Here is a 23,401-nt window from a genome sequence, read left to right as displayed (position 1 = left end):
CCAGCACAAGACGTTAGCCCAACGCCTTGAGGAGCGTCTGCAAGTCGTACGGTTTGGGAATGACCGGGACGCCTTCACGTCGCGCGCCCTCGGCGACGTCGCTATGCCCGGTCACCAGGACCGACCTCACCGCAGGCAGCCGCTGTCGAATGCGGCGTACCAACTCGACGCCGTGCATGTCGCCGGGCATCACGATGTCAGAGATCACGACGTCGGGAGCAAATCCACGCTCGAGCAATTCCAGAGCTTCGCGTCCGTTGCTGGCCGCCCTGACCACAAAACCGCCCGCCAGAAGCAGTTGCTCAGAGGCCTCTCTGACGTCATCGTTGTCGTCCACCAGAAGCACGACATCTCCGGAAGAGATGGGCGCCGACGCGACATCTCTGGCTTCCGCGGCACCCGGAGTATCGGCCTGAAGTTTCACGGGGAAGATGAGCGCGAAAGTCGTGCCTTTGCCTGGCTCACTGCGCACGTCGACTCTGCCGTTGCTCTTCGTGATGAAGGCCGACACTTGCGCTAAGCCAAGCCCAGTCCCCTTCCCCTGCTCTTTCGTCGAGAAGAATGGTTCGAAGATGTGCTCTCGAACCTCAGGCTTGATGCCTATGCCCGTGTCCGAGACCTCCACAACGACTTCCGCTCGGCCGCCTCGCTCTTGCTTGAACGCGCGCATGGCGATCGGGCCGCCGTCTGGCATTGCATCTCGGGCGTTGGTGACAAGGTTAGTGATCGCGACCTCGAACTCGAGCCCATCCAGCGTCACGGCAGGAAGGCCGGCCTCGCAATCCACGGATAGTGCATGGCGCGCCTCCAGTAGCGGGCGCACGGCGTCAGCCGTGCCCGATAGGGCTTCATCCAGCTTCAGAGGTGCGGCCAGAAAATGCCGCCGTCCCGACAAGGAAGTAAGCTGGCGCGTGAGGACCTCTGCCTTGCGCAGATTGCGACGGATGACCTCGCTATCTCCGTCGGCCGCTTGGCCAACGCGCCGCTGAAGTATGGTCAGCCGGCCAGTGATGACCTGCAAGATGTTGTTTAGGTCATGCGCAAGGCTCGCTCCAAGCTGACCCACAGCTTTTAGCTTCTCCGCCTGGGCAAGTTGAGCCTCCAGGCGCTCGCGTCGGGCCATCTCGGCCTGCAGGGTTTCAGTTCGGCTCCGAAGAACCGTGACCGAGTCCGCCAGCCGATGCTGAAGCCGCCGGAAGTGCTGACCCAAGACCAGGAGCATGACCGAGCTGACCACCACCCCTTCGACGCGTGCGAGATACCAGGACAGCGTGTAGCGGCCGCCGCCATAGGTGCTCAGGAAGACGCCGGCAGCCTCTGCGGACATGACGAACACCAGCCATACAAAAATGGAGCGCTTGTAAAGGCCACGTACCGCGATTAGAAGGATGGAGACAACGGCAACCACAGCTGCGGCGTGGGAGCCGTAGACGCTGAAGGCGCTGAAAAACTGGCGGCCGCTTTGAGTTGAAACTGCGGCGGCGTCGGTCAACTGAGATATCGCAACGGCCCCGCACACTACGACGAGGGCCACGACGTACGGCAGTGAGCCGCCCTGAGCGCCATGGATGCCAGGATGTCTGTCTCGCAGAGCCGCCCATCCGATGAAAAGTGCGAAGCCGCCGCGCCAAGCGATGAACAGCCAGCTCACCGCGTGAGGCGAACCCATCAACGGCTGGCTTTCCAAGATTGCGCCCGGGAACGTGAGGACGTGCAAGACCGCCATGAGCCCTGCGAAGAGGTACGCGGCAGCGATGGCCGAGTGCGCCCTCGTTTGAGCTGGGGCCGTGATCAGCAGCCAGAAGGTTGCGAGGTTAATCATCGCGACCGCCGCGCCGTAGGTCCCGCTGATATGCGGCAGTTGGGGAAGCGGCGTGGAAGCGTAGGGCGCGATCAGGAACGCGGATACGAGCAGCAGCGCAGAAAGTCCAAGCGCAAGCACTCTCTGCCTACGACTGGCAACTTCCTCGACGAACTCGCCCTGCCCCATCCCCGCCCCCGGTGTTGACCCATGATTGTCGCTTGGAGCGCAGACGCCGTTCGGCGTCGGTCACAGCGCGGTTAGGAGGAGAAGTAGGCGGACTGCTGCGCTCCCAGCGTCACTAGCTCCTGCAGCTTGAGGGCCTAGCTACGGCACCCTCTCTAGTGCTGTACGGTTTCCTCTGCCGGCAAGCTGCCATGTGCTCGGTGGACGACCTCCAACCGTGCGGCGATCCGTTCCACCCAGGCTTCTGTCTGGTGGTCAAACTCCGTGACGCCCCTTGGACGAACCAAAGCGCGGGTATGGTCAATCTGCGTCCTGAAAGAAGCGAGCAGCCCGTTAGGGTCCGGATGCGTGTCCACCAGCGCGCAAAGTACCGCCTGCATGTGGGTGGTCTGCAAATGCATGGAATACAGAGCCTCGCTCATCAAGCTTGCATGTCCCTGGAGCTCGGTCAGCAAGCGGTGAACATCATCCTTGTGTTGGTCATCGGTCATGGAGTCCTCCGTCCGCGCACTGTGGCAAGAACCACTCCGTCTGCACTGACCGGAGCCCACGTCGTTCGAGATTGACGGTCGCCTGGGCGGCCCAAAGGGGACGCTAGTAGGCGGCGGTGTTCGAAAGATGTACCGGCAGTCCGATTCCGCTCGGAACTTGACTGAAAAGGACTGGCGCACCGGAGCTGACTGCGCGGGCACTTGAACTGCCAGCAGGAGCTAGTAGTCAGCCGGGGACGTCCCCCAAAGGAGTCGATATGTCCGAAGAAGCCAGCTTCGCAGCGCCCGGAAGCTCTGCCGTACCCAACATCGACATCTCTGTCGATCAACAGGTCCAAGCGTGGGCCAAGAAGCTCGACGCCTCGCCTGATCAGATCCGCGAGGCAGTTCGCCAGGTCGGAGCGAACGCCAGCGACGTGGAGGAACATCTGAAGGGGTCCCGGTCCACCACGAACGCCGACCAGGTAAAGCGCGCGCTCTGACCACCCTGCATGACGATAGCCGAGCATCCGGTTACACCGGATGGCAGATACCTCGTAATCAACGGGCGTCTCTGGCGCCGCTCAAATCCATCCTTGCCACCGGAAGTGGCCCAGGCGTTGGTCTCGGAGCTCATGGACGCCAGGCGAAAGCTGGCGAGGAAAGATCTGAGCGCGCCGGCCCGAGCGGACGCTCGAGCACGCGTTGATGTCGCCAAGCGGAAGCTAGGCGAGCGAGGCGAGGTTTGGTGGGATGACGGTGCGCCGGACCTCAACAGGAAGCTGGTGCAAAACCCTCCCTATGCGGGCTGGTTTAGCGACCTGTCGCGCCCCTAACCGTCCACCTGCACCAACTCCGTGAGATGCCTAAGGTAGAGACGTGACGACTCATGCGCCTCATCGATCGAGCGTGCGAAATCGCTAAGCAACGAGTCTGGCGGTCGCGCGCCCGCCTGCGCTAGCAAGTAGAGGCGATGCGATACCGAGCGGCAGAGTGATTCCGCCCGGAGCCACCGGAAATAGATGGAGTCGTCATGGCGCATCAGAACTCTCCGAGGTGAGCGCCGAACTGGTCGGTGAGCGGGTCGGTTTCCAGGCGACACACCAACCGTCGGCTAAGTTTGTTCGCTGGCCACCTGCGTGCTCGCAGAGCGAATTCAAGACTGGAAGTTGTGACGGCATGTCGTCCTACAGCCAAGCTCGGCGGCAACCGTCTGACAGAGCTAAGACAAGACGATAACTTTCCCCGCAAGCAGTAACCGGAGGAAGCGCGATGAGCAGCATCACGACTGAAGTTCCCGCCGCCCGCTTGATGCAGCCACTGAGCGCCACGGCCGACCCCACTACCGCTGTCCTCGATCGCATCGTTTCCGAGTCCCTCGACATCGACGCGCTGGAGGCGATGGTCGACCTGGCCGCGCTTACGGAAGTAGAAGACGAAGCTCGAGCTGAGGCCGCTTATCGAGCGGCAATCTCCCAGGACCCGGGCTTCGTGAGCGCATATACCGCCCTCACCTCACTGCTCTGCCGACAAGGCCGGCAAGAGGAGGCGCTTGATGTGGTCAACGCCGCGCTCGAGATCTGCAACAACAGCGCGCAGCTGCATCACATCCGCGGCTGCGTGCTGGAGTCAGCTGGTCGGCTGGCAGCTGCAGTCGAAGCGTTCGGACGAGCACTAAGACTCGACAGCGCTCTGGCCGAACCCCACTATCACCTCGGCCTCCTTTGCGAGCGCCTGGGAGCACCGGTGACGTCGGCAAGGCACCTCGATCACTATCAGCGACTGGTTGCTAGCCACAGCGTCGACAGTCAGCTGAACTGAAGCGCACTTTCCCCAAGACCTTCCAACCCCAGCCCTAGCCAGGAGACAACATGCCTTCGACTACCACTTCGCGCGCGCCGTCTAAGTCGACCCGCAAAGCGCCTGCCAAGGCTGCCTCACGCCGCTCCCCAGATGCGGTCACATTTCTGCGCGCCGACCACAAGAAGGTCGCAGACCTGTTCGAACAGTTCGAAAAGTCGCGCTCGCCGGCGAAGAAAAAGCAACTTGTCGCTCAGATCTGCCTGGAGCTCACCGTGCACGCACAAGTGGAAGAGGAAATCTTCTACCCCGAAGTTCAGGCAGCTTTGCGAGACAAGGAACTCGTACCGGAGGCGAAGGTCGAGCACCAAAGCATCAAGGACCTAATCGCTGCCGTCGAAGGCGTTGAGCCCTATGGCGAAGACTACGACGCCAAGGTCAAGGTCATGAGCGAGTGGGTGAAGCACCACGTCAAAGAAGAGCAGAACGAGATGTTCCCCAAGGCCAAGAAGTCCAAGTTGGACTTGGTCGAACTCGGCGAGCGAATCAAGCAACGCAAGGATGAACTTTTGGCCGCGCGGGCTTCGACCCACTGAGAGCTACCTTCCTTGGCCGTAGGCACCTGCAAGCCGGTGGCCTTCAACTTGGAGTCGTCACCTTGGACCCAACTAGCCACGAGTTCCACGAGCTTTTCGAGCAGCTCGGTCTTCCTTCGAGCGAACCAGAAATCCGCACGTTCATCGCGGACCACCGCCCGCTACCGGGCGACGTGAAGATTACGGACGCTTCGTTCTGGACTGACGCGCAGCGGCAGTTGCTCAAAGAGCTGCTGCTTCAGGATGCTGACTGGGCAGTGGTGGTCGACCACCCTAACGTCGCCCTGCACTAAAGCTCCGAGAGGACCCGGAAATCCCGGCGTGAGCCATCCTCCATCCGCGATAGAGGACATCATGTTTTGCACTTCAGCAGCTACGCGAGCGCTTGTCACCGCAGCAGGAGCATCGCTGGCAGCGGGCCTCTGCGCCTTGAACCAGTTCGGCGCGATTGGGAGCATCGCGGTGACCGGACTTCTTGCGCTCGCAGTCTGGGCCTGGCTTCGAACGTGATCGTGCAATCGTCGCTCAGTTGCGGACGTAGGTGAGTGACCGTGCAACGAGGCTGAAGTTCTCGCGCGGAGTTTCTCTCCGTGCCTCGCGACTCCAGTATTGCTGTGGAATTCACTTCCGCTGCAATGCAGCAATCAGCTCCAAGATCGATGCGCTCTCGGCAAACTCAGGCTGTAGATGCCTGCGTAAGCACGTCTTCGGCCATTGAATGATGAAATTCATCCACGGCCGTGTCGACGTCCGTGAAGGTGCCAATACATAGGTCAACGAACCCACGCACTTTCGGATCCATGTAGCGACTCGACGCAAACAGGGCATGGACCGGCGACGACTGCTCGGCCCATCCTGGCAGTACCCGATACAGGGACCCGTCGGCCACATGTGCCGCAGCGATGAAACGCGGTAGCTGTGCGATCCCAAGGCCGGCGAGGGCAAGGTTCTTTGCGGCCACAGTGCTGCTCACCGCAGCTCGCGGCGATTCAGAGATGTCCACCGTCTCCGAACCGCTTAACAGTGTCCAGAACGGGCGCCCCCGTCGGGTTTTCATGATGAGACTGTGGTTGGCCAGGTCCCCAACGACCGATAGCCCGGGAGCACCGCGCAGGTATTCCGGGGCCGCATACAGCCCGTAAGCCACCTCGCCCAACCTGCGTGCGGACAAGCCTGAATCGGGAAGGGTGCCAACGCGTATCGCCACATCGACCCCCTCGTGAATGATGTCCACCAGGCGATTGGTGTATTCGGCCTCGATCGTCACCTTAGGCGCGGACTTCATGAATGCGGCGATCCAACCGTCCACGACCAGAGGCCCATATTCGGACCCCGCCGTGAGCTTGAGCAGCCCCTTGGGTTCGCCTGACTGCTGAGCGACGGCGGCCTCTGCGGCCTCGGCGGCAGAAAGGATACCGACAGCCCGCTCGAAGTAGTCGCGCCCCACTTCGGTGACGCTCAGACGGCGAGTCGACCGCGTGAGCAGGCGTGCACCGAGCTTGTCCTCCATGCGCGAAACGACGCGGCTGAGCCGTGCCTTGTCCGTCCCAAGGCGATCGGCAGCCGTGGTGAACGAGCCGTCGGTCACCACCGCAACGAAGGCTCTCATCTCAACCAAGTCGATTGATGTCGTCATGGACAACAGTTTGTGACTGTCGAGCCTATTTATCAAGTTTTACCCCACAAATAGAGTGGCGTTGTCGGTCGGCACAACCCGCCGATTTCACCTTCAACCTGGACTTCAAATGACACAAACCATCGGAATCATCGGCTCCGGCCTCGCCGGCAAGGCCGTTGCTCACTTGGCCATCGCAGCGGGACGCAACGTCGTGATCAGCAACTCGCGCGGCCCCGAGACGCTCGCTGCGCTGGTCAAGGAACTCGGCCCCCTGGCACGCGCCGGCACCGTCGACGAGGCCATCGCGGCCGCCGACATCGTTGCCCTGTCCATCCCCCTGCCCCGGTTCCAATCGCTGCCAGCGGGCAAATTCGCCGGCAAGGTCGTCATCGACCAGACCAACTACTACCCCGGCATGGGGGACTTCCGCCGGGCGGACCTGGACAAGGGCGAGCTGACCTCAAGCGAACTCATCCAGCGGCACCTGTCGGGCGCGAAGGTGGTCAAGGCCATCCACAACATCGGCTGGCATCACATGCAGTACAACGCGCGTCCGAAGGGTCATGCCGAGCGCACCACGTTGCCAATCGCCAGCGATGACGCTGACGCCAAGGCAGTCGTGTCGCAGTTCATTCAGGACGTGGGTTACGACGTTCTCGACGTCGGCCCGCTGGCCAACAGCTGGCGCATCGAGCCCAATACGCCGATCTATTTCTGGCCCTATGCGCCCGCCATTCCCGATGGCCTGACGCAGGAGCAGGCTAAGAAGGTCTACCAGCAAGCCGGCAAGCCGCTGACGCCCACCGCGGCTCGGCAGATCGTCGACACGACGGCGCGGCCGTCCCCGATTGGCGGCACCTTGGATGGTCTCCCCCCCATTCACATTGCGCTGTTCCTTGAACTGGCGAGCGCCGACACCGTCCAGCGGTAACGCACCGCCCCTCTCCATGCGACGAAGACAGGCTGGCACGGCCTCGCCAGCCTGTCCCTGCTCATTCGTGAGGCCGATGAACGAGACATCACGGAGTTTCAATGTCCAAGTCACTGACAAACAAGACGGCGCTGGTTACCGGCGGATCACGCGGCATCGGGCGAGCGATCGCAGAGCGCCTCGCCGCGGTCGGCGCGACGGTCGCGCTGACCTACAGCCAGAGCAAGGCGGGGGCCGACGAGACCGTTGCGGCCATCACCAAGGCCGGTGGCACCGCGTTCGCGCTTCACGCCGACCTCGTGGATGCTGGTTCGATCCCGACCCTGTTCGAGCGACTCGATGTCGAACTCGTCAAGCGACATGGCAGCAATACGCTCGACATCCTGGTGAACAACGCCGGCAATTCAGGATGGGGCAGCCTGGCGGATGCAACGCCAGAAAGTTGGGACACCATCACTGCAGTCCATGCGCGTGCGCCGTTCTTCATGGCACAGGCCGCGCTCAGTCGCTTGTCCACGGGAGGGCGAATCATCAACATCTCTTCTGCTGCGGGCACGCGCGCGATGCGCGTGGTGCCGATTTACTCGATGGCAAAAGCAGCCATCAACAACCTGACGTACGCGCTCGCCGCCGAGTTGGGAGCGAGGCAAATCACCGTCAATGCCATCGCGCCTGGATGGATTCGCACGGACATGAACGCAGCGGTTCGCGAGAACGACGAGATGGTGAAGACCATTGAAGCGGATACCGCGCTAGGACGCTTCGGCGAGCCCGCCGAGGTCGCCGCTGTCGTCGCATTCCTGGCCTCCCAGGAGGGGCGTTGGGTGACCGCCCAGGTCATCGAAGCAAGTGGCGGGTACATGCTCTAACGGACTTGTTGGTGAAGCGGACCGCGGTTGCGGCTTCAGTCACTGGTCCGCCGCCCACGCGGCTGCGTCGACACCGGTAGGCCGTGTGGCCGAACAAGTGGCTCGCACCACGTTACGCGACTATTGGCCTGAGATGCGAGCAGCCGCGCTTCCGAAACCAGACTCCGACTTCAATAGGCGACTCATGAACAGACCCATCCGTATCCCGGGACCGGACCATCCGATCACGGTGCAGCGAACCACGGCACGCGTGCGCGTCTTCGTGGCCGACCAACTTGTGGCCGACAGCGTCAGCACGTTGGTGCTGCGCGAGGCAGACTATTCCCCGGTGTACTACTTCCCTCCCGAAGACGTGGTCACGAACTTGCTGAGCGCCTCGCAGCGCACCACGTACTGCCCGTTTAAGGGTGATTGCAGCTACTACGACATTCCCATAGGCGGGTCCAGATCCCAAGCCGCTGTGTGGTTCTACCGCGAACCCTACGAGGCCGTAGTTGAAATCAAGGGCCGGCTCGCGTTTTATCCGGATCGGGTGGACAAGGTGGAAGTTGAGGAATCCGCCTGAGCAAGCGCGCGGCACTTGGATAAGTGCTCTCCGACAGCGGCGTGGCGCACGTTCAAGCGCTGGCCTGCAAATACTTCCCGCCCGCCAACGCCGCAACTTCACCTCTGCGCTACAAACAAGGAAGGCAAATTTCCCCCACCGAGGGCCCTCCGACGGACGGCAGGCTCGGCTGGCCTGCTCGTGCGATGGACCGAACGATTTACGCGATCCGGTCGCGGAGGACAGGCCCGGGATTCGCATCGACGGTCGACAAGCCAAGGCGCACCAGGTCGACGTCGCCCTCTTCCTCATGACTCGGGACGTGGTGCACTACCGCTGGGGTGGCCCGCGTCGGTTGTTCGCGGCGCCGTCAGCAGACACCCTACGCAGACTAGATGCAACCTCCCTCCACTGGGCGGATGACTCGCCGCTGTGCAGCCAGGTGACCTTCCAACATCATTGATCCATCACTGGGAGGAAAAAATGAAGTTGGTCGTAGTTGAAGATTCGGCGGTTCTACGTCGCGTGGTGGTCGACCGCCTGGAATGTGAGGCCGGTGCGACGGTCGTGGGACAGGCCGACGGTGAGGCCGCCGCGCTGACCACAGTACAGCTGACCACGCCGGACGCTGTACTGGTGGACTTGAACCTCGCCAGCGGAAGTGGCCTGAGCCTCGTGGCCCGGCTTCGCGCCAATCGCTTCCGCGGGCGGCTGCTGGTGATGAGCTCGAACGACCGTCAGGCTTACGAGCCGCTCGTCTTGGCCCGCGGCGCTGATCGCTTCTACGACAAGGCTCACGACTTCGACCGCCTCATCCGAGACCTGAGCAATCGCGCCGGCAGTCTCTGGATGGCGATGGCCAGCTGAACAGGTGCCGCCGTGAGAGTCCTCATCGTCGATCCCTCCGAGCGGTGCCGCAAGCGCTTGTATGAGCTCGTGCGCGACGTCCAAGGCGCCACCGTCGTTGGTCAGGCGCCTGACGAGTCACAGGCAAGCGTGTTGACGGCGCTCTGCAAACCGGACGTCATCCTCACCGAGTTGGACCTTGGTCGAGGTTGCGGGTTCTCGCTGATCGAACGTCTTCGAGCCGCCGGCTACGAAGGCGCTGCCTACCTGGTCACCTCGGCCGACGAGGCCGAGTACGGACCTCGCTGCATCGACGTCGGCATCACGGGCTTCTACGACAAGACGTACGACTTGGAGCGGCTGTCCAAGGCTCTGGCGGTTTTCGCTCAGGCGCCGGTCTCGTTTAGCCGGACGCACCTGCGAGCGGACGCGCTGTAGTCGTCCACGTCGTCCGAAGTTTCGCTAGGCCTGGGAAGGCCTATCCAGTTCCGCGCCCTTGCCTACCCCGTCAGGGATCACCGACGCCACATCCACCGTGGAGCGTCCCAGCGCGCGCATGGCCTGCATGAAGAAGGTCATCGCGAAGGTGCCGCGGTAGAGCTTGTTCTTGAGCGACGCCTCCGTCTCTTGCAGGCCAAGCGCGTTCATGCGCGTCGCCAACTGCGCAAGCGTCACTCCCTCCCGAGCGATCTCCGCCTTCAGTAGCCGCGACGCTGCGTCCGCCCAATCCACGTTCAAAGCAAAGCTCCGCCGGCGACTTGCACAAGCCGCCGAAAAATCCTAGAGTCTCGTCACGCGAGACTTTAGTACCCAATATGAGACTTAAGTAGCAGTGAGTGAGCCTAAAACGGCACGCTCTGCCATAGATCTAAAGAAGTCCGACTACACAGCCCAAGCGACTGAAACACGTTCAGCGCTCGGCGGTGCGGCCGCCCTTTGCCCGCGATTTTAGAGACCGAAATCATGAGCTGCAGCGACGGCAACCCAAACGGGCCCAATTCGACTTCCACTGGGACCACGATGACCATCACCCGCGACCGGTTTACCGGGTGCGTCGTGGACATCAGTGTCCGAGCAAGCCTGCCTGACGACCCCCGCGATTTCACCGCTGACCTGGGCAACGGTCTTGAGGTCGAGGTTACCGTCCTGGACTTCCTGACGATCGCCCGATGAAGCGGCGCGTTTCCAGGGCTTGGACCCTCACAAAAATCGCATTCCGGATTCGCCACGGCTACGGGCAAGGCGAACTGGCGGCCTACATCCCGTGGATTGGGGTGCGAGACCTGTCTTCGAAGGGAACCTCCACGCGCATGTGGAGCCCCAAGACTGGCCGCACGATGCAGTTCCTGTCCAACATCGAACGGGACACCTTCCTCATCGCCGAGTTCCGCGAGGACTTCGTTGACTACTGGGAACAGTGGCCGCTCGACCGGAACTGGACTCAGTGGGCCGCGGCTCGCCTTGGCCGTCGGCATCCCATCTACATAGGCGGTCACCTCCCGGTAGTGATGACCGTAGACGGCGTCTTGACTCTGAGGCACGGCGAGGGCGTCGTGCGCAAGGCCATCGATTGCAAGAACGTTACCGCGCTCGAGAACGCACGCACGCTGGAAAAGCTCGCCATCACGCGCCTCACCTTGGAGCGCCTGGGCCTGCCTCACCTGCTCGTCACGGAAGAACAGACACCGCCGCAGGTAGTCAAGAACATCCTCTGGGTTCGACTGGCAACGAGGAAGTCGCTCGAGATTGAACCGGTGCCTGGCGCCTTCGACATGTGGCCCATGCGCATGCATCGTCATCTGCGGCTCCACGGCACCGAACCGCAGTTCGCTTCGATGCCTCTGAACAAGTACTGCCAGTGGTTCGAAGCGCAGCACAACCTCCCGCGGGGCTTGGGCCTGCGATTCATGAAGCTGCTGATGTGGCAGCACCTGGTTGAGTTCGACTTGACGGTGCGAGCGCCCGAAACCCGGCCGCTGAGAAGCCTGCAGCTCAAGGCAGCGCCGCGCTTCAGCGCGAAGTCCACCCTCGCGGGTGCGTGAGACTGCCATGACGCTGTTCGATCAACTCGGCCCCCATCCGACTCCCGCGCTCGCGCCAGTGCCTTGCCAACCTGCTCGGTCGGCGCCTCAGCATGGAGCAGCCCATGGTTGACATCCATCGCGGCGACCTCTTCTCCAGCGCCAGCGCAACCTTCCGCCTGCTCGACACCGTGCTCGTGCGGGGAAAGAAGGTCGCCCACATCATCGGGATGGACGAGGCCAAAGCGTTGCCCAAGCAGTGGCCGTTCGAGGAGGTCGTTGACGGCTTGAAGGACGGCACTTACTTGAAGGCCTCCTCCAACGCGCGCGCTGTCGTCGTGCGCGCGAAGGACGACCAGGCCGACCCAAAGCAACTTGCTGCGGCCAAGTCGCCCGCCGAAATCCTGCTCGACTGGAGATGGAACCTCATCAAGCCTTTGGTGAGCAACCCTGATATCTACCTTCGGAAGAAACGGGGACCGCTGGTCGCCGGTCGTGCCGAGGAGATGGGCGCGTCAGAGCAGACCATCATGACCTGCCTGCGCCTGTACTGGCGCGGCGGCATGACCAAGGACGCGCTCCTTGGCAGCTTCGACAAGTGCGGCACAGCCAAGAACCCTCTCCCACTCGCGGAGCAAACGCCCCGCGGTCGACTCCCACGCAGGGAACGCTACGAGAAATATCGATGGAAGAGCGAGGCCGAGAAGAAGAAGGTTCTGAGGATCGCGAGGAAGTTCCTGCGAGCCAAGAAGACCAACACGCGGCACTTCGTCTACCGCCGCGTGATCGCCACGCTCTACAGCGTGCGCGATGCCAACGGTAAGCCGGTCCCCTTCCCCCTTGGCGAGCGGCCCACTCGCGCCCAAGTCCTGTACCTGCTTGAGAAAGACCGCTCCATCGAGGAAATCTTGCGCCGCAAGCTGGGCGATGACGTCTTCGAGAACGACGTTCAGCCCAAGGTCGGCTCGGCACGCGAGTACGCCAACGGCATTGGTCAGTACTACGAGATCGACTCGACCATCGTGGATACCTGGATTTGCGCTGAGGAAGACCCGACGGTGGTCATCGGCAAGGCCACCCTCTATCTCATCATCGACACCTTCAGCCGCCTCATCGTCGGCTTCCACCTAACGCTTGAGCCACCGTCGTGGGACAGCGCACTGGAAGCCATCATGACGATTGTCGAAGACAAGCAGCAACTGTGCGAACGCCTCGGTCTGGAATATCGAGCCGAAGACTGGGTCGCCCATGGGTTCTGGCCCCAGCTCTTCCGCGCCGACCGCGGGCCCGAAATGATTGGGTACGACAGCGACTGCATCCCTGATGGGCTTGAGACTGGCATCGTCAACGTGCCAAGACGCAAAGCTCCTCGCAAGGGAACGGTAGAGGTGAGCTTCAAGCTGGTCCACGCGCCGATCCGCGGCCATGTTGGCGGACACACCCCCTCAGCGGAGCAGCGCAAGCGTCAAGTTGATAACCACAAGGGGGAAGCCACGCGAACGCTGCGCTCCCTCCTCCCCGAAATCTTCTCCGGCATTCAGCAGAACAACCACAAGGTAATGACTCGCATCAAGCTGCCGGCCGCGCAGGTGTACGAGCGAGAGCTAGCCATCCCCACGCGCATGTGGGAGCGTGACCGTGAGCAGCGAGCCGGCATGTTGACCCAGCTGCGTGAAGAAGACCTTCGCTTCAAGCTCTTGCCGAGCGACTGGTTCACCGTCACGCCGGTTGGCGTCTTCTACAAAGGGCTGCTTTGGGTTCCGGAGAGGTCCAAGCAGGCCAAGTGGCTGCTGCCGGCCACGCGCGGCTTTTACAAGGTGCGCGCCACTTTCCGCCGCAATCTCGTTGACTTCATCTACGTCCACGACCAGAAGGACCCAACTGCGTGGACCAAGATGTACCTGGCCGACGACTGCATCGACTCCGCGGGCAAGACTTTCGCTGAAGTCGAAGATGTGGAGGAGGCTCGCCTGACCTTGGCGGAGTTGGCAGCCGAACACAACCTGGCCCTTGAGATTGCGCACGACGAAGCTTCCGCAGCGCGGGAGAAGGCCGCTCGAGCCAAGACGCAGGCTGCGCTCGACAAGGCAGGTTCTCGCTCACGCACCACGGGTGCCGTTGCCATGCGCGATGACGAGGCCAGGCGCAATCGGCTGAAGCAAAAGGCTCTGCCCGCGACGGTTGGGGCCCCACCTGCGGCGAACCGTACCCCCCAAATCTCCAGCGCCGCCCCCGCGCGCCCCGCTCTTCTTCCCTCTGTCACGGGGAGCACACCAGGTCGCGCCGGCAACTCCAACTCGATGGCCGCTGGCAACCAGGGGCTGCAGGCCTTGCTCGACCTTCGTAAACGTACAGCATGAAAAAACCGAACCCACGTGGCGATCGCCAAGACCAATTGGTCTTCACGGCGAAGTACTTCGACCACCCCATTCCTCGCTACAACAGCAACGCCTTAATCCGCGCACTGCGCCCTCTGCCAGACCATCTTGAGCTGCAAAGTCTCCTGACGCGTCTGCCGGAGTACGACAAATCGGAGCGACAACTGGACCGCAGCTTCAAGACTGCGCGCCTTCAAGAGCTCATGCGCACCTTCTATATCGGCCTGCCGCGCGTGGTGGACCTCATGGAGATGCTTCACGTCATGATTTGCGAGGGCTACATGGAGCGCGCACCCTTCTCCGCAGAAGACCACGCCAGACGCCAGCAACTCTATGAGCTTCAGGAAAGCCGCGAATTTTTTCAGCTCGACGAGGACGATGAGGGCTCGGAGTTCACCTCGGCCCTCATGGGGATTCCAGGCATCGGAAAGAGCAAGGCGCTCAAGCGCGTCAGTGCGCCGTACCGACGAGTCATCTACCACCCCGAGCTGAACATCTATCAGATTCCCGCTTTGCTCATTGAAATGCCCCACAAGGGCGTCAGCCTGAACGCGCTTGGGCACGCCATCATCCGCGCGTTGGACAAAGCCTTTCCACAAGGCCGCTACTACGACCAGTATTTGGCTAGCGATGGCAACGTCGAAGTCCTGTTCCTGAACGCCGTTGCGCTGATGCAGACGCACTACGTGGGCGTACTTCTGGTCGACGAAAGCCAAAACCAGGAATACCGCAGCGCGGGCGGCCGACAGACGAAGAACGCCGTCACTGGCCAGATGCCGTTGGCCACCCTGCTCATCAGCGCGACCAACAAGGCCGGGCTACCAATGCTCATGTGCGGGACGCCTGAACTTCGCGACATCCTCGGTCCGCGCGCGAGCATGACGCGTCGCACGGTCGGCCGCGGGATGCGGACTTGGAAGCCCCTCTCGCTGCCGACGCCGACTTCCGATGGAGGCGAGCTTCTGGGCGAGTTTGACGTTGTCCTTCAACTGCTCTGGGACTACCAGTGGACCAAGACTCCATTCGAGCTCACCCGCGGCGTGCGCAACACGTTTTACTACTACTCTCAGGGCATCACTGACGTCATCGTCAAGCTGTTTCACGACATCCAGCTGCGGGCAATTCGGCGCGGCGGCGATGAAGTGGTGACCGAGGAGCTTATCCATGCCGTTGCTCAAGAAGAGTTGGGGCCGCTCACCGAACTCACTCGGGCGATGCGCGAGATGGACTACGACCGCACAGGCCAAGCCGCCGACTTGGCTGCTTACCTGCGCATTGACCCTCATGAGATGAACTTTGAGCGACGGATTGCCCAGGAAGGCTTGGTCGACAGTCCTGAGAACGCGGCAGCGGAAGAGCCGGCGCCGGACGACGACGACATGCCCAACATCCCGTTAGAGGCGACGCAAGAGCCTGTGGAAGTCCCTACCGGGCCCGCGCCGAAAAAGCCTCGTAAGGCCCGGCGCAAGTCAGCGCCCGACTCTCAGCTGTCGTTGCCCGACATCGACCCTGTCGACAATCTGGACGACGCGTTAGGTGGCTGATGCTCCCGGCTCGCCGCCCCTATCCGGATGAGCTGTGCAGCAGCGCAGTATTTCGCTGCTGCCGCCAGTTCAACGCGCCCTTCAAGCCGCTCGGTGCGATCCACCTAGGTCGGGCGTCGTGGCGCCCGGCGTTTCTGGGAGCCAGCCCGCTGCTCCCGCTGGCGGAGCTGTTCAATATGCCTGCGGAGGATTTGCTCTGGCAGCACACCGTCTTTCCATACGCGACGGCCGCGATGGCTCCGGAGCTGTACGGCCGCGCTCTTGAACGTGCCTATGACGAGGCCGGCAATCTAGGCAGCCATACGGCGGCCGTCATCCACAACGTCACCCGAGGGGTACGCTTTCGCCGGTTCTGCCCTCAATGCATACGGGACGACACGCAAACAGCCCATGAGAGTTTCTGGCACCGCTCACACCACCTGCCTGGGGTGGACGTCTGCACCCGTCACCAGTGCTTCCTTCATGAAACGGATCTTGCGATCGCGGCCTACGGGACGCTTAGCAAGGCTGCTCCGAGCGAGTGTCTCGGCCGCCCCCTTGGCAGAGGGAGGCCATCTGCCGCGCTCGTTCATCTTGCAAAGCTGTCCACGAGTTGGCTGGATCGATGGCGCGGCGATCCTTTAGTGATGAGTTCGCTGGACTATCGACGCGAGGCCATTCGCAGGGGTTGGCTTTCTGAAACGCGCGAGGTCGATGCAGCGCATCTCGCTGCCTGCATTCGTCGTGTGTTCTCACGCAAGTTGCTTGTTCGATCCGGCGCTCCGATCGATACCTCTACCTCCAGTCATTGGGCTTCGATGATGCTGCGCCCCGCGACAAAGCTGCCCTTTGCACCGGTGAAGCACGCGCTCCTCCAGACTTTCTTAGCTGCGGAACCAGCCAGTGGCGCTCCACCGCTTGACCGCAAGGTTCTCGGTCCGCCAAGAACCACTGCAAGCGCACTGGACCGCTTCTATAGCTCCGCTGTGAAGAAGGAGCTCGCGCGCGTCCTTAAGCAAGGGGATCGCACCACGACCGAAAAGCTGCTGAAGACGGTGGGCTCCTGGGGCGCTTACCGCCGACGCAGGTCGGAGCTTCCCAAGCTCCAGGCTGTGGTCGACGAGTTCCGAGAGTCGAAGGTCTCGGCAAAACGCCTCCGTGCGGGCAAGCGAAGACCTCCGCGCCCACGGGATCCGTGAAGCCGTCCGCTCCACCGCCCTAACCCGCCCATGGCTGGCTTGGCCGACCAGCCTTCACCCTCCTGAAGGAGAGCAGATGCCCGTCTGGAAAATTGCAACCGTCACCACCAATCCGGGCTGCACGCTCATCAACTGGGCCGTGCTGGAGGTGGCCTCGGGCGAGCGACACTTGGCCGGTTACAGCCTCGACAGCAGCGAAGGTCGAACTTCGACTGCGATTGTGGAATTTGACTTCAAGACTCTCCGCGCGCGCACGTCCTCCGGCCGGACCTATGAGCTCTGCGGACCGCCAGGGCTGAACTCGGACGCCCTATACACGTGGGAGCGGTGGTGCCGACTGAACGAGGTGGATGGCTGGTCCGACAAGTCGCTAGACGTGCTGGCTGAGCACTCCAGAACGCTAGTCGGCGGCGAAGCCCAAGATTGAACTTGCCCTTGTTCCGCTTTTGATTCCTGACAGGGCGAGGTCAAGTCGCAGAAACCTGTCAGAAAGTGTCAAAAGACCGTTCAGCCGGCGAGTGTGGGCGAAGGCCAAGCCGCCACGTGGGTCACCAAGGCTCTCGCGGAAGCTCGTGCCTTAACTTCTGTGCACTGGTAGCGCACTTTGCATTGGTCCAACGCGGCCGGCTGAATCACAACAGTTCCACACCTTCGCACAACTGTCAGAGCCGATCTCGGCTACGTCGAAGGGCGTCGTCACGCGCCCCTCACCGAGAGCCGGCGCCTGCTGACACTCCAACGGAACGGATGCCAAGCCGAAGCCGGAAAAGGTCCGGACTACGGCATCGCCCTCGCCTTCCCAGTCGCAGTCCTCTGCGCTACTGCGGTCGGCAAGAAGTTAGCCGTTCACGACCAGGTGAGCGACGCGTTCGATGCAACGCCCCCTTCGCAGCCGCTTTACCCTGGCTTGGCTTCGATCAAATATAAGTTGCCGTTCCTGTACTCCCACGAAGGAGTACGAAGGTGGAATGGATCGAACATATCGAAAGGGTCGGGGATCAACTCAAGGCGTCTTACGTCGACGAACATCGTTCTCGAAGGGTAGCCAGCCTCTCGCAGTTGCCCAAAGCGATGCGCCTGAAAGTCGGCCAAGTGGCATCTGTCAAGTCTGCGGCGCTGGACAGCATGCGCCTCGTTGATGGCCGAGAGTGGCTGGAGGCGTTCAAGCTTTCCCATTTGAGCTCGGCAAATCACCAAGTATTCGAGCTCATATCCGGCAACCGCAGAATCCTCGTCCCCGCCGGGGTCGTGATTCAAAGCATCGTTGGGCAACTAGGTGGATTGGGAGACATCCTTCTACAGCCAACCGGCCTGGACCGGATGGGAGTGCCACTGGTGAGAAACGGAACATTGGACTTCGGCTTTTCAAAATTGATTCTGCTCAGTCGATCGTCCGACACCCGTGGAATAAGGTCGCGATTCGCTTGGCTTTCAAGTTACCCCGGCGCACGTCGCATGTGGCATAGCATTCAGGAGTTCGGCTCTCAAGGAACCCTGGGAATACTCTTGGCGCCAGCTTTAGCGGACATATCCTTCCACGGAAAACTTTACCGCGGCACCGCAATGGCGGTACGGATGGCAATAAGCACATTGACGCCGAAGGAGACCGCTTTTCCTTTTGCAGCGAAGTTTTCACCCAACTCCTTTACCTTCGACCATCGCAGCGCTGCCGCTCGAACACAAATGAAAGCGCTGGAACTAAGTGGACGTCGCAGCGGCCGTACCGCGCATCGTCAGGCCTCCCTACTCAAAGGTCCAGAAGGCTTCAGCATGAGTTCAGCCGAATGGGAAATCGTGCAATATCGCTTAAACGAAGCCGGCGTCAAAAAGGTGGCAGTTGCAAGAAACTCCCTGGATTGTGCTCTTGAGAAGTTTGGCGCTGGAACGGCGTGGCTGGATTTCGGTCGCCAAGGACGCGCCGCGAGCAAGTTTGCCATAACATGGGAACGGGCCGGAAAATGGAAAATCTTCACGGACATATTGCGGGAAGTGCGAAGCCAACCCCTGGGGTCTTGAAGACTGGAAGTGGCTGCAGGCAGCAGCAGGTGCGGACACTTCGTTCCGTCCCCCGCGTCGTTCCGCGGTAGAAAAATCTAAAACTGGTGCGCGATAAACGGGTTGCTATACGAGGAAGATCTCGTACATCAACAACAGACCATGCACCCTCACTCAATCTACTCCGGCATTCCTTCCAACGTCCCATCGGGCTACCTTGGTCTAGAGGCGCTTATCAAAGCATCAGCAGCTTCCGAGGGAGAACACTGTGCCGCACACCTCGCCCCAGGTTCCGAAGAGGATGAATGGACCCTGGCCGTCTCCTTACCGAGGCGGTGCCTTAGCCAACTTTCATCTTTGGCTCACAGCGCCTTGGACATCTGCGCCGTGGATTCGGCTGACTTGCTCGCTCGGGAAGCCTATTTCACCTTGGCGGCGCAAGGTGTGACGATTCACATCAACGCAGACAAGGTCCTGCGGCGATACTGGAACTTCCGACCGAGGATTCTCAACGTCGGGCTGGTTTGCGAGAGTGAATGCGTCATCGTACAGCAGCGTTTAACTGACTATGAGCTTGAATCGTTCGAGCTTGGCGCGCAGGGAATGCTCGGTGGTAGCGGCATAAATTACAACCCGTACCGCATCTGGACAGATGCGGAACTGAGTGCCGCAGCGACATTACAGACTCCCGAATGTCCTTCAGAAATCTTTTGCGAACTCCACTTTGGACCTGTGCCAATGTGTTGAGCTAGCTTATTCATCATGACCACCTGACCCGCGTCAGATGGCTAAAGGGCGGGCGGATAAACGCGGTAGCAATACCTCGATCTGCACGCCTTTTTTTTACAAGAGCTATGACTACCGCGATCTCCGCAGAACGTTTCAACGAAGAACTTGCGAACTGCCCTCAGTCAACGCGCCTCGAGTTCGCATACGTCTTTTCCCATTGGCTCCTTAGCGCGCTCTCAGCAGCCAGCCGCGACGCCGGGCCGGGCTCCAGCGAAGTTGAGCTCGCTTCGCTGCTTCGGTCGGTAGAGTCAAGCTCCTTCGTCGTTCTCGAAGTTCTTTGCTCAAGAACGCCGCCGGGTGTCGCCCGCGCTGCCCACCTCTGGCGAGAACTTACCGCGCACAACACCGTGGTCGCCTGGACACTTGAGCGCTCATTGCGTGAGTGGTACGTCCGGAGTAGCCATCGCGATGGCCTGGAGCGACGGATTTCCGCGAAAGACGTGAGCCTTAAACAAGCCGTCCTCGTAGGCATCCTGAAGTCCACCTTCCACCGTCTCCGGGGCGTCTCGCGGGGCTTTATGACTGCTGCAGACAAGGACTCGTTCAGTCAAATCTGCCAGGCCGCGAGTAAGGTGTTGCAGGTCGTCTGTCGGCATGACCCGACGACGGACCCAGAGTTCCGCCACGTTTTCGTTGTTCTGGAGCACATGCTTGCCACGTTCAGCTCGGCCCCTTCGGTAACGGCAACTGAACTGGCAATTAACGAGATGCATGATGCGGTTCACCACGTCATCTTCCATGCCACCTACTGCAACCACGAAACCAGCGCATGCTCTTGCGTCGGCCATTGACCGGTCTTGAGCGCGTGCCAGACAGACGAACTGACATCTGTCACTTCACCTAAACCGCACGCCGCGGCGTTCGCGAACAGCGGCGCCAGCGCATGGGCCTCGCTCACCGGCTGCGCGGGCACCCGGTAGTGGCGGCCAGACTCTGTGATCAACGTTAGTTGCCCAGGGATGAGCGCGACCAATGGTGTCGAGACGCGAAGTGGTCCGCTGGGAAGCTGGACGCTCAAGTGCAGCGCTCCGTCGGAACGCTTGAGCGCCAGCCAGTGAGTGACCTCGACCTTCGGCTGATGCAGCAGGTCGGGGGCGTAGCGGTGGTCTGCGAGGTAGATTCGCATAGCCGCTACGAAGCGCTACGCGTCCGCCGCCGGGGCGGTTACACGGATGTTCTTGGCTTCTTGACTGAGTTCACATTGCGCTCCAAGGTGGAAGTCGGTCCATCTTGGGCCGCCTCTAGCTCATAGAGTGAGCCATGGGGTGCGGCTGCCTTCCGCCGCGGCGGAGGTGAGCCGTTATCGTCACCGCCTCCGGCCATCGTTCGGAGGCAAGGTTGCGGCATTCGAAGCCTTCGTCAGTCGGTACTCCTCGTGTCCCGCTCGCCTTCGCCATCACTAGGTGACTGGCCGGCTGCCAGCAGCAATCTGCGAACCGCTCGATACTCTTCCATCCGTTCGAAGTCCCTTGCTGTGGGCTTCGGAATTCGAGAGATGTCCAAGTTCTCTGCGTTGTCAGCGAGCTTCACTACCCGTGCGATGGGATTGGCCGCCGCCCTCACGGCCGCCTGCAGCCGTGTTTCCCCCTGGCGCTTTGTAAGCGCATCCACCGCGGCGACGACCGCAGCGCTGAACCCTTCCGCTGCCAGTCGCTCCAGCGTGACTGAGGTGTCCTCCACCACATCGTGCAGAACCGCAGCGATCCGCTCTTCATCGCCTTCCAGCCGAAACATCACCCGCAGAGGATGCAGGATGTACGGCTGTCCTGCTTTGTCCACCTGACCGGCGTGGCCCGCTGCAGCGATCTCAATTGCTCGTTCAAGAGTGCTCATGGTTGGACTCTACCGGTCAACTATCCAAGGGTGGCGCCCCCCCTGTTTCGTGCTCGGCCTGTAGCCGCCGCCTGCCTAAGCCTGCTCAAGCGGGAGGCGCCCGTCAGCCGCGCGCGCCAGCTTCTCCACAACCTGAAGGTTGTCCAACCATTCGTTGAACTCAACGATTTGCTCGCTTCAAGCCTACCGGCCGTCGGATACGCGTCGGAAGTCTTCGATTACCCCCGAGAGCATCCACCGCATCCGCAGGACCTGTCCGGCAACAGCGGCGCCGTGGCCAGCAGGCGGGCTGTGTTCATGTCGGAGACGTCCCGAGCAAATAAGCTGCCAGAGTCATCCATCACGTCGAAGAGCCTCGGGTCTCATCAACACCCCTGCAACGGCGCCGCCGAGCACGCATAGCGCTGCGCTGGCCGCCATGACCCACCTATATCCGCTGACAAAGGCCTCATGGATGGCCCGTTGAGCTAAAGCTCTCACTGCGCTATCGATGCCAGCGGGCAAGTCGATGGCAGCTAGACGGCTCTGTTGCACTAGCACCTGCGATGCTAGGTAGTCCGGAACATTGTGCTGTGCGAGCAGTTCTTGCAACGCGGCCTCAAACCGCCAGGCCATCAACGCACCCAATGCCGCGATCGCCAGCACACCGGCCGCACGGGAAACTGCGTTATTGATGCCCGAGGCAACACCGGCGGAATCCGTGCCAGCGGCGTTCATAACTACGGTGGTCAGCGGTGCCACTGTGATGCTCATGCCCACACCAAGCACCAGGATGCCGGGCAGAAACCCAGTCCAATAGCTTGCTTCAACAGATGGCAGCCACAGCATAGCGAAGCCAGCACCTGCAATGACCGGACCGACGAAGAGAGGTTTGCGTGGTCCCACGCGCTCTACTAGTCCACCTGCCCAGCGCGACAGCGAAAACATGACGAGTACGAACGGCAGCAACGCCGCCCCCGCCGCTGCGGCTGGCAGCCCGTGGACCTGGATGAGCGCCAGAGGCACGAAAAACAGTCCACCACCAAGCGCGGCGTACACCAGCAGCGTCAGTACGTTGGCGCCCGTAAAGATGGGGTCGTGAAAGAAGTGAAGCGGCAGCATGGGTTGTGGCGTGCGCCGCTCCACCGAAGCGAACACACCCATGGAGACTAAGCCCAGCAGAAGTGCCGCTAGCACCGGCCACGAGTGCCACTGCCGCGCCGGAGCTTCGATCAACGCAAACACAATGCCACCAAGGCCGAGGGTAACGAGCGAGGCGCCGAGCCAGTCCAACCGTCTAGCTGCCTGCCGGTCTCGTGACTCCGGCACCTTCAGGATCGCCATGGCAACAACCCCGGCCGCGATGGGCGCATTTACCAGGAACGCCCAGGCCCATGAGTAGTGGTCAATGAGCCAGCCACCAATCACCGGTCCTACGGCGGCTGTGATGCCGCTGAAGCCCGCCCAGGTACCGATCGCTTGCCCGCGCTCCTTTTGGGGAAAGGATGCGCTGATAAGCGCCAAGCTGCCCGGCACCAGCAATGCCGCACCCACCCCCTGCAGCGAACGCGCGACGATAAGTTGATTCACGTCTTTGGACAGACCACAAAGGACCGATGCCAGGCCAAATATGGAAACGCCAAGGACGAAAATGCGCCGACGCCCAAACCTGTCTCCCAGCGCGCCACCTAGCAGCAGCAAGGCCGCCAGCAGAAGCGCGTATGACTCCACCACCCACTGCACTTGGTGCAGGCTCGCGTGAAGCTGCGCTTGGATGGCTGGAAGCGCCACGTTCACGACTGTGCCGTCGATGAACGCCATGCCCGAGCCAAGTATGGCGGTCGCGAGCACCCAGCGCTTCGTCGCCGCGGTACAAGGCGCCGCTTCTGAACCATGCTGGATGGCTGCCTTATCGCAGGGATGATGAAGCGGACCAGTCATAAACTTTCAAGCGTCAAGCAGGTGCTTGCGGCCCGCTGCCATTAGTAAAACGTTCGGCGTTGCGGGTGCCGCCGCGACATGC

Annotated in this window: 25 protein-coding genes; 18 read left to right on the top strand and 7 right to left on the bottom strand. The window is 61.5% G+C overall.

All coding sequences use genetic code 11. From position 1 onward, the window contains the following. Positions 1-13: 13 nt before the first annotated feature. Positions 14-1,990, bottom strand: coding sequence for an ATP-binding protein (locus ACQ4L4_RS04160; RefSeq protein ID WP_431102943.1), 1,977 nt, complete (start codon positions 1,988-1,990; stop codon positions 14-16). Positions 1,991-2,142: 152 nt separating this feature from the next. After that, positions 2,143-2,478: a hypothetical protein gene (locus tag ACQ4L4_RS04155; protein WP_431102942.1), complete on the bottom strand. Its 336-nt coding sequence runs from the start codon at positions 2,476-2,478 to the stop codon at positions 2,143-2,145. 257 nt (positions 2,479-2,735) lie between these two features. Between ACQ4L4_RS04155 and ACQ4L4_RS04150 the strand changes: the two genes are divergently transcribed. The 4 genes from ACQ4L4_RS04150 (at position 2,736) to ACQ4L4_RS04135 (ending at position 5,146) form a co-directional block, all read left to right on the top strand. Next, complete coding sequence (locus tag ACQ4L4_RS04150; protein ID WP_431102940.1) at positions 2,736-2,960, top strand: DUF3606 domain-containing protein; 225 nt, start codon at positions 2,736-2,738, stop codon at positions 2,958-2,960. Between the two features lie 769 nt (positions 2,961-3,729). Continuing rightward, the gene (locus tag ACQ4L4_RS04145; RefSeq protein ID WP_431102938.1) at positions 3,730-4,278 is read left to right on the top strand and encodes a tetratricopeptide repeat protein; all 549 of its coding nucleotides are present in this window, start codon (positions 3,730-3,732) and stop codon (positions 4,276-4,278) included. A gap of 50 nt (positions 4,279-4,328) precedes the next feature. Continuing rightward, on the top strand, positions 4,329-4,853 hold the full coding sequence (locus tag ACQ4L4_RS04140; protein ID WP_431102936.1) for a hemerythrin domain-containing protein: 525 nt from the start codon (positions 4,329-4,331) through the stop codon (positions 4,851-4,853). Between the two features lie 62 nt (positions 4,854-4,915). Continuing rightward, positions 4,916-5,146 (top strand): DUF2789 domain-containing protein, encoded by a 231-nt coding sequence (locus tag ACQ4L4_RS04135; protein ID WP_431102934.1) that lies wholly within the window; start codon positions 4,916-4,918, stop codon positions 5,144-5,146. A gap of 383 nt (positions 5,147-5,529) precedes the next feature. Here ACQ4L4_RS04135 and ACQ4L4_RS04130 read toward each other — a convergent pair whose 3' ends face one another. Further along, positions 5,530-6,489: a LysR family transcriptional regulator gene (locus tag ACQ4L4_RS04130; RefSeq protein WP_431102932.1), complete on the bottom strand. Its 960-nt coding sequence runs from the start codon at positions 6,487-6,489 to the stop codon at positions 5,530-5,532. 109 nt (positions 6,490-6,598) lie between these two features. Between ACQ4L4_RS04130 and ACQ4L4_RS04125 the strand changes: the two genes are divergently transcribed. From ACQ4L4_RS04125 to ACQ4L4_RS04105, 5 genes are all read left to right on the top strand, one after another. Continuing rightward, on the top strand, positions 6,599-7,402 hold the full coding sequence (locus ACQ4L4_RS04125; protein WP_431102931.1) for an NADPH-dependent F420 reductase: 804 nt from the start codon (positions 6,599-6,601) through the stop codon (positions 7,400-7,402). Positions 7,403-7,503: 101 nt separating this feature from the next. Beyond that, complete coding sequence (locus ACQ4L4_RS04120) at positions 7,504-8,271, top strand: SDR family NAD(P)-dependent oxidoreductase (RefSeq protein WP_431102929.1); 768 nt, start codon at positions 7,504-7,506, stop codon at positions 8,269-8,271. 184 nt (positions 8,272-8,455) lie between these two features. Then, positions 8,456-8,836, top strand: coding sequence for a DUF427 domain-containing protein (locus tag ACQ4L4_RS04115; RefSeq protein ID WP_431102927.1), 381 nt, complete (start codon positions 8,456-8,458; stop codon positions 8,834-8,836). A 462-nt stretch (positions 8,837-9,298) separates the two neighbouring features. Continuing rightward, positions 9,299-9,682: a response regulator gene (locus ACQ4L4_RS04110; RefSeq protein ID WP_431102925.1), complete on the top strand. Its 384-nt coding sequence runs from the start codon at positions 9,299-9,301 to the stop codon at positions 9,680-9,682. A 12-nt stretch (positions 9,683-9,694) separates the two neighbouring features. After that, the gene (locus tag ACQ4L4_RS04105) at positions 9,695-10,099 is read left to right on the top strand and encodes a response regulator (protein ID WP_431102924.1); all 405 of its coding nucleotides are present in this window, start codon (positions 9,695-9,697) and stop codon (positions 10,097-10,099) included. Between the two features lie 24 nt (positions 10,100-10,123). On the opposite strand, the gene ACQ4L4_RS04100 is transcribed toward ACQ4L4_RS04105, so the two are convergent. After that, on the bottom strand, positions 10,124-10,393 hold the full coding sequence (locus ACQ4L4_RS04100) for a DUF6471 domain-containing protein (protein WP_431104867.1): 270 nt from the start codon (positions 10,391-10,393) through the stop codon (positions 10,124-10,126). A gap of 288 nt (positions 10,394-10,681) precedes the next feature. On the opposite strand from ACQ4L4_RS04100, the gene ACQ4L4_RS04095 reads away from it, so the two are divergent. The 9 genes from ACQ4L4_RS04095 to ACQ4L4_RS04055 all read left to right on the top strand — a co-directional run bounded on the left by ACQ4L4_RS04095 (position 10,682) and on the right by ACQ4L4_RS04055 (position 20,357). Then, positions 10,682-10,834 (top strand): hypothetical protein, encoded by a 153-nt coding sequence (locus ACQ4L4_RS04095; RefSeq protein WP_431102922.1) that lies wholly within the window; start codon positions 10,682-10,684, stop codon positions 10,832-10,834. Then, positions 10,831-11,703, top strand: a complete 873-nt coding sequence (locus ACQ4L4_RS04090; RefSeq protein WP_431102920.1) for a TnsA endonuclease N-terminal domain-containing protein — start codon at positions 10,831-10,833, stop codon at positions 11,701-11,703. Before ACQ4L4_RS04095 ends, ACQ4L4_RS04090 begins: the two co-directional genes overlap by 4 nt. A gap of 104 nt (positions 11,704-11,807) precedes the next feature. Continuing rightward, positions 11,808-14,042 (top strand): hypothetical protein, encoded by a 2,235-nt coding sequence (locus ACQ4L4_RS04085; RefSeq protein ID WP_431102919.1) that lies wholly within the window; start codon positions 11,808-11,810, stop codon positions 14,040-14,042. Continuing rightward, positions 14,039-15,604, top strand: coding sequence for an ATP-binding protein (locus ACQ4L4_RS04080; protein WP_431102917.1), 1,566 nt, complete (start codon positions 14,039-14,041; stop codon positions 15,602-15,604). The genes ACQ4L4_RS04085 and ACQ4L4_RS04080 overlap by 4 nt, the downstream gene beginning before the upstream one ends. After that, on the top strand, positions 15,604-16,782 hold the full coding sequence (locus ACQ4L4_RS04075; protein WP_431102916.1) for a TniQ family protein: 1,179 nt from the start codon (positions 15,604-15,606) through the stop codon (positions 16,780-16,782). Before ACQ4L4_RS04080 ends, ACQ4L4_RS04075 begins: the two co-directional genes overlap by 1 nt. A 76-nt stretch (positions 16,783-16,858) precedes the next feature. After that, positions 16,859-17,209 (top strand): hypothetical protein, encoded by a 351-nt coding sequence (locus ACQ4L4_RS04070; RefSeq protein WP_431102915.1) that lies wholly within the window; start codon positions 16,859-16,861, stop codon positions 17,207-17,209. Between the two features lie 536 nt (positions 17,210-17,745). Continuing rightward, complete coding sequence (locus ACQ4L4_RS04065) at positions 17,746-18,798, top strand: hypothetical protein (protein ID WP_431102914.1); 1,053 nt, start codon at positions 17,746-17,748, stop codon at positions 18,796-18,798. 366 nt (positions 18,799-19,164) lie between these two features. Further along, positions 19,165-19,524: a hypothetical protein gene (locus tag ACQ4L4_RS04060; RefSeq protein ID WP_431102913.1), complete on the top strand. Its 360-nt coding sequence runs from the start codon at positions 19,165-19,167 to the stop codon at positions 19,522-19,524. 107 nt (positions 19,525-19,631) lie between these two features. Then, positions 19,632-20,357: a hypothetical protein gene (locus ACQ4L4_RS04055; RefSeq protein WP_431102911.1), complete on the top strand. Its 726-nt coding sequence runs from the start codon at positions 19,632-19,634 to the stop codon at positions 20,355-20,357. On the opposite strand, the gene ACQ4L4_RS04050 is transcribed toward ACQ4L4_RS04055, so the two are convergent. The 3 genes from ACQ4L4_RS04050 to ACQ4L4_RS04040 form a co-directional block, all read right to left on the bottom strand. Next, positions 20,312-20,692 (bottom strand): hypothetical protein, encoded by a 381-nt coding sequence (locus tag ACQ4L4_RS04050; RefSeq protein WP_431102909.1) that lies wholly within the window; start codon positions 20,690-20,692, stop codon positions 20,312-20,314. The genes ACQ4L4_RS04055 and ACQ4L4_RS04050 overlap by 46 nt on opposite strands. A 233-nt stretch (positions 20,693-20,925) precedes the next feature. Beyond that, a complete protein-coding gene (locus ACQ4L4_RS04045; protein WP_431102908.1) occupies positions 20,926-21,399 on the bottom strand; it encodes an HD domain-containing protein in 474 nt (157 codons plus the stop codon). 333 nt (positions 21,400-21,732) lie between these two features. After that, positions 21,733-23,319, bottom strand: a complete 1,587-nt coding sequence (locus ACQ4L4_RS04040) for an MFS transporter (protein WP_431102906.1) — start codon at positions 23,317-23,319, stop codon at positions 21,733-21,735. Positions 23,320-23,401 lie beyond the last annotated feature (82 nt).

This window comes from Roseateles noduli (genome assembly GCF_050626985.1).
Taxonomy (GTDB): Bacteria; Pseudomonadota; Gammaproteobacteria; order Burkholderiales; family Burkholderiaceae_C; genus Roseateles; species Roseateles noduli_A.
The sequence above is the reverse complement of the archived record's forward strand: the minus strand, read 5'-3'. Positions and strand labels throughout refer to the sequence as shown.

Coding starts and splice junctions, on each gene's coding strand:
- ACQ4L4_RS04160 (WP_431102943.1), bottom strand. CDS start 1,990: ATGGGGCAGGGCGAGTTCGTCGAGGAAGTTGCCAGTCGTAGGCAGAGA.
- ACQ4L4_RS04155 (WP_431102942.1), bottom strand. CDS start 2,478: ATGACCGATGACCAACACAAGGATGATGTTCACCGCTTGCTGACCGAG.
- ACQ4L4_RS04150 (WP_431102940.1), top strand. CDS start 2,736: ATGTCCGAAGAAGCCAGCTTCGCAGCGCCCGGAAGCTCTGCCGTACCC.
- ACQ4L4_RS04145 (WP_431102938.1), top strand. CDS start 3,730: ATGAGCAGCATCACGACTGAAGTTCCCGCCGCCCGCTTGATGCAGCCA.
- ACQ4L4_RS04140 (WP_431102936.1), top strand. CDS start 4,329: ATGCCTTCGACTACCACTTCGCGCGCGCCGTCTAAGTCGACCCGCAAA.
- ACQ4L4_RS04130 (WP_431102932.1), bottom strand. CDS start 6,489: ATGACGACATCAATCGACTTGGTTGAGATGAGAGCCTTCGTTGCGGTG.
- ACQ4L4_RS04125 (WP_431102931.1), top strand. CDS start 6,599: ATGACACAAACCATCGGAATCATCGGCTCCGGCCTCGCCGGCAAGGCC.
- ACQ4L4_RS04120 (WP_431102929.1), top strand. CDS start 7,504: ATGTCCAAGTCACTGACAAACAAGACGGCGCTGGTTACCGGCGGATCA.
- ACQ4L4_RS04115 (WP_431102927.1), top strand. CDS start 8,456: ATGAACAGACCCATCCGTATCCCGGGACCGGACCATCCGATCACGGTG.
- ACQ4L4_RS04110 (WP_431102925.1), top strand. CDS start 9,299: ATGAAGTTGGTCGTAGTTGAAGATTCGGCGGTTCTACGTCGCGTGGTG.
- ACQ4L4_RS04095 (WP_431102922.1), top strand. CDS start 10,682: ATGACCATCACCCGCGACCGGTTTACCGGGTGCGTCGTGGACATCAGT.
- ACQ4L4_RS04090 (WP_431102920.1), top strand. CDS start 10,831: ATGAAGCGGCGCGTTTCCAGGGCTTGGACCCTCACAAAAATCGCATTC.
- ACQ4L4_RS04085 (WP_431102919.1), top strand. CDS start 11,808: ATGGTTGACATCCATCGCGGCGACCTCTTCTCCAGCGCCAGCGCAACC.
- ACQ4L4_RS04080 (WP_431102917.1), top strand. CDS start 14,039: ATGAAAAAACCGAACCCACGTGGCGATCGCCAAGACCAATTGGTCTTC.
- ACQ4L4_RS04075 (WP_431102916.1), top strand. CDS start 15,604: ATGCTCCCGGCTCGCCGCCCCTATCCGGATGAGCTGTGCAGCAGCGCA.
- ACQ4L4_RS04070 (WP_431102915.1), top strand. CDS start 16,859: ATGCCCGTCTGGAAAATTGCAACCGTCACCACCAATCCGGGCTGCACG.
- ACQ4L4_RS04055 (WP_431102911.1), top strand. CDS start 19,632: ATGACTACCGCGATCTCCGCAGAACGTTTCAACGAAGAACTTGCGAAC.
- ACQ4L4_RS04050 (WP_431102909.1), bottom strand. CDS start 20,692: ATGCGAATCTACCTCGCAGACCACCGCTACGCCCCCGACCTGCTGCAT.
- ACQ4L4_RS04045 (WP_431102908.1), bottom strand. CDS start 21,399: ATGAGCACTCTTGAACGAGCAATTGAGATCGCTGCAGCGGGCCACGCC.
- ACQ4L4_RS04040 (WP_431102906.1), bottom strand. CDS start 23,319: ATGACTGGTCCGCTTCATCATCCCTGCGATAAGGCAGCCATCCAGCAT.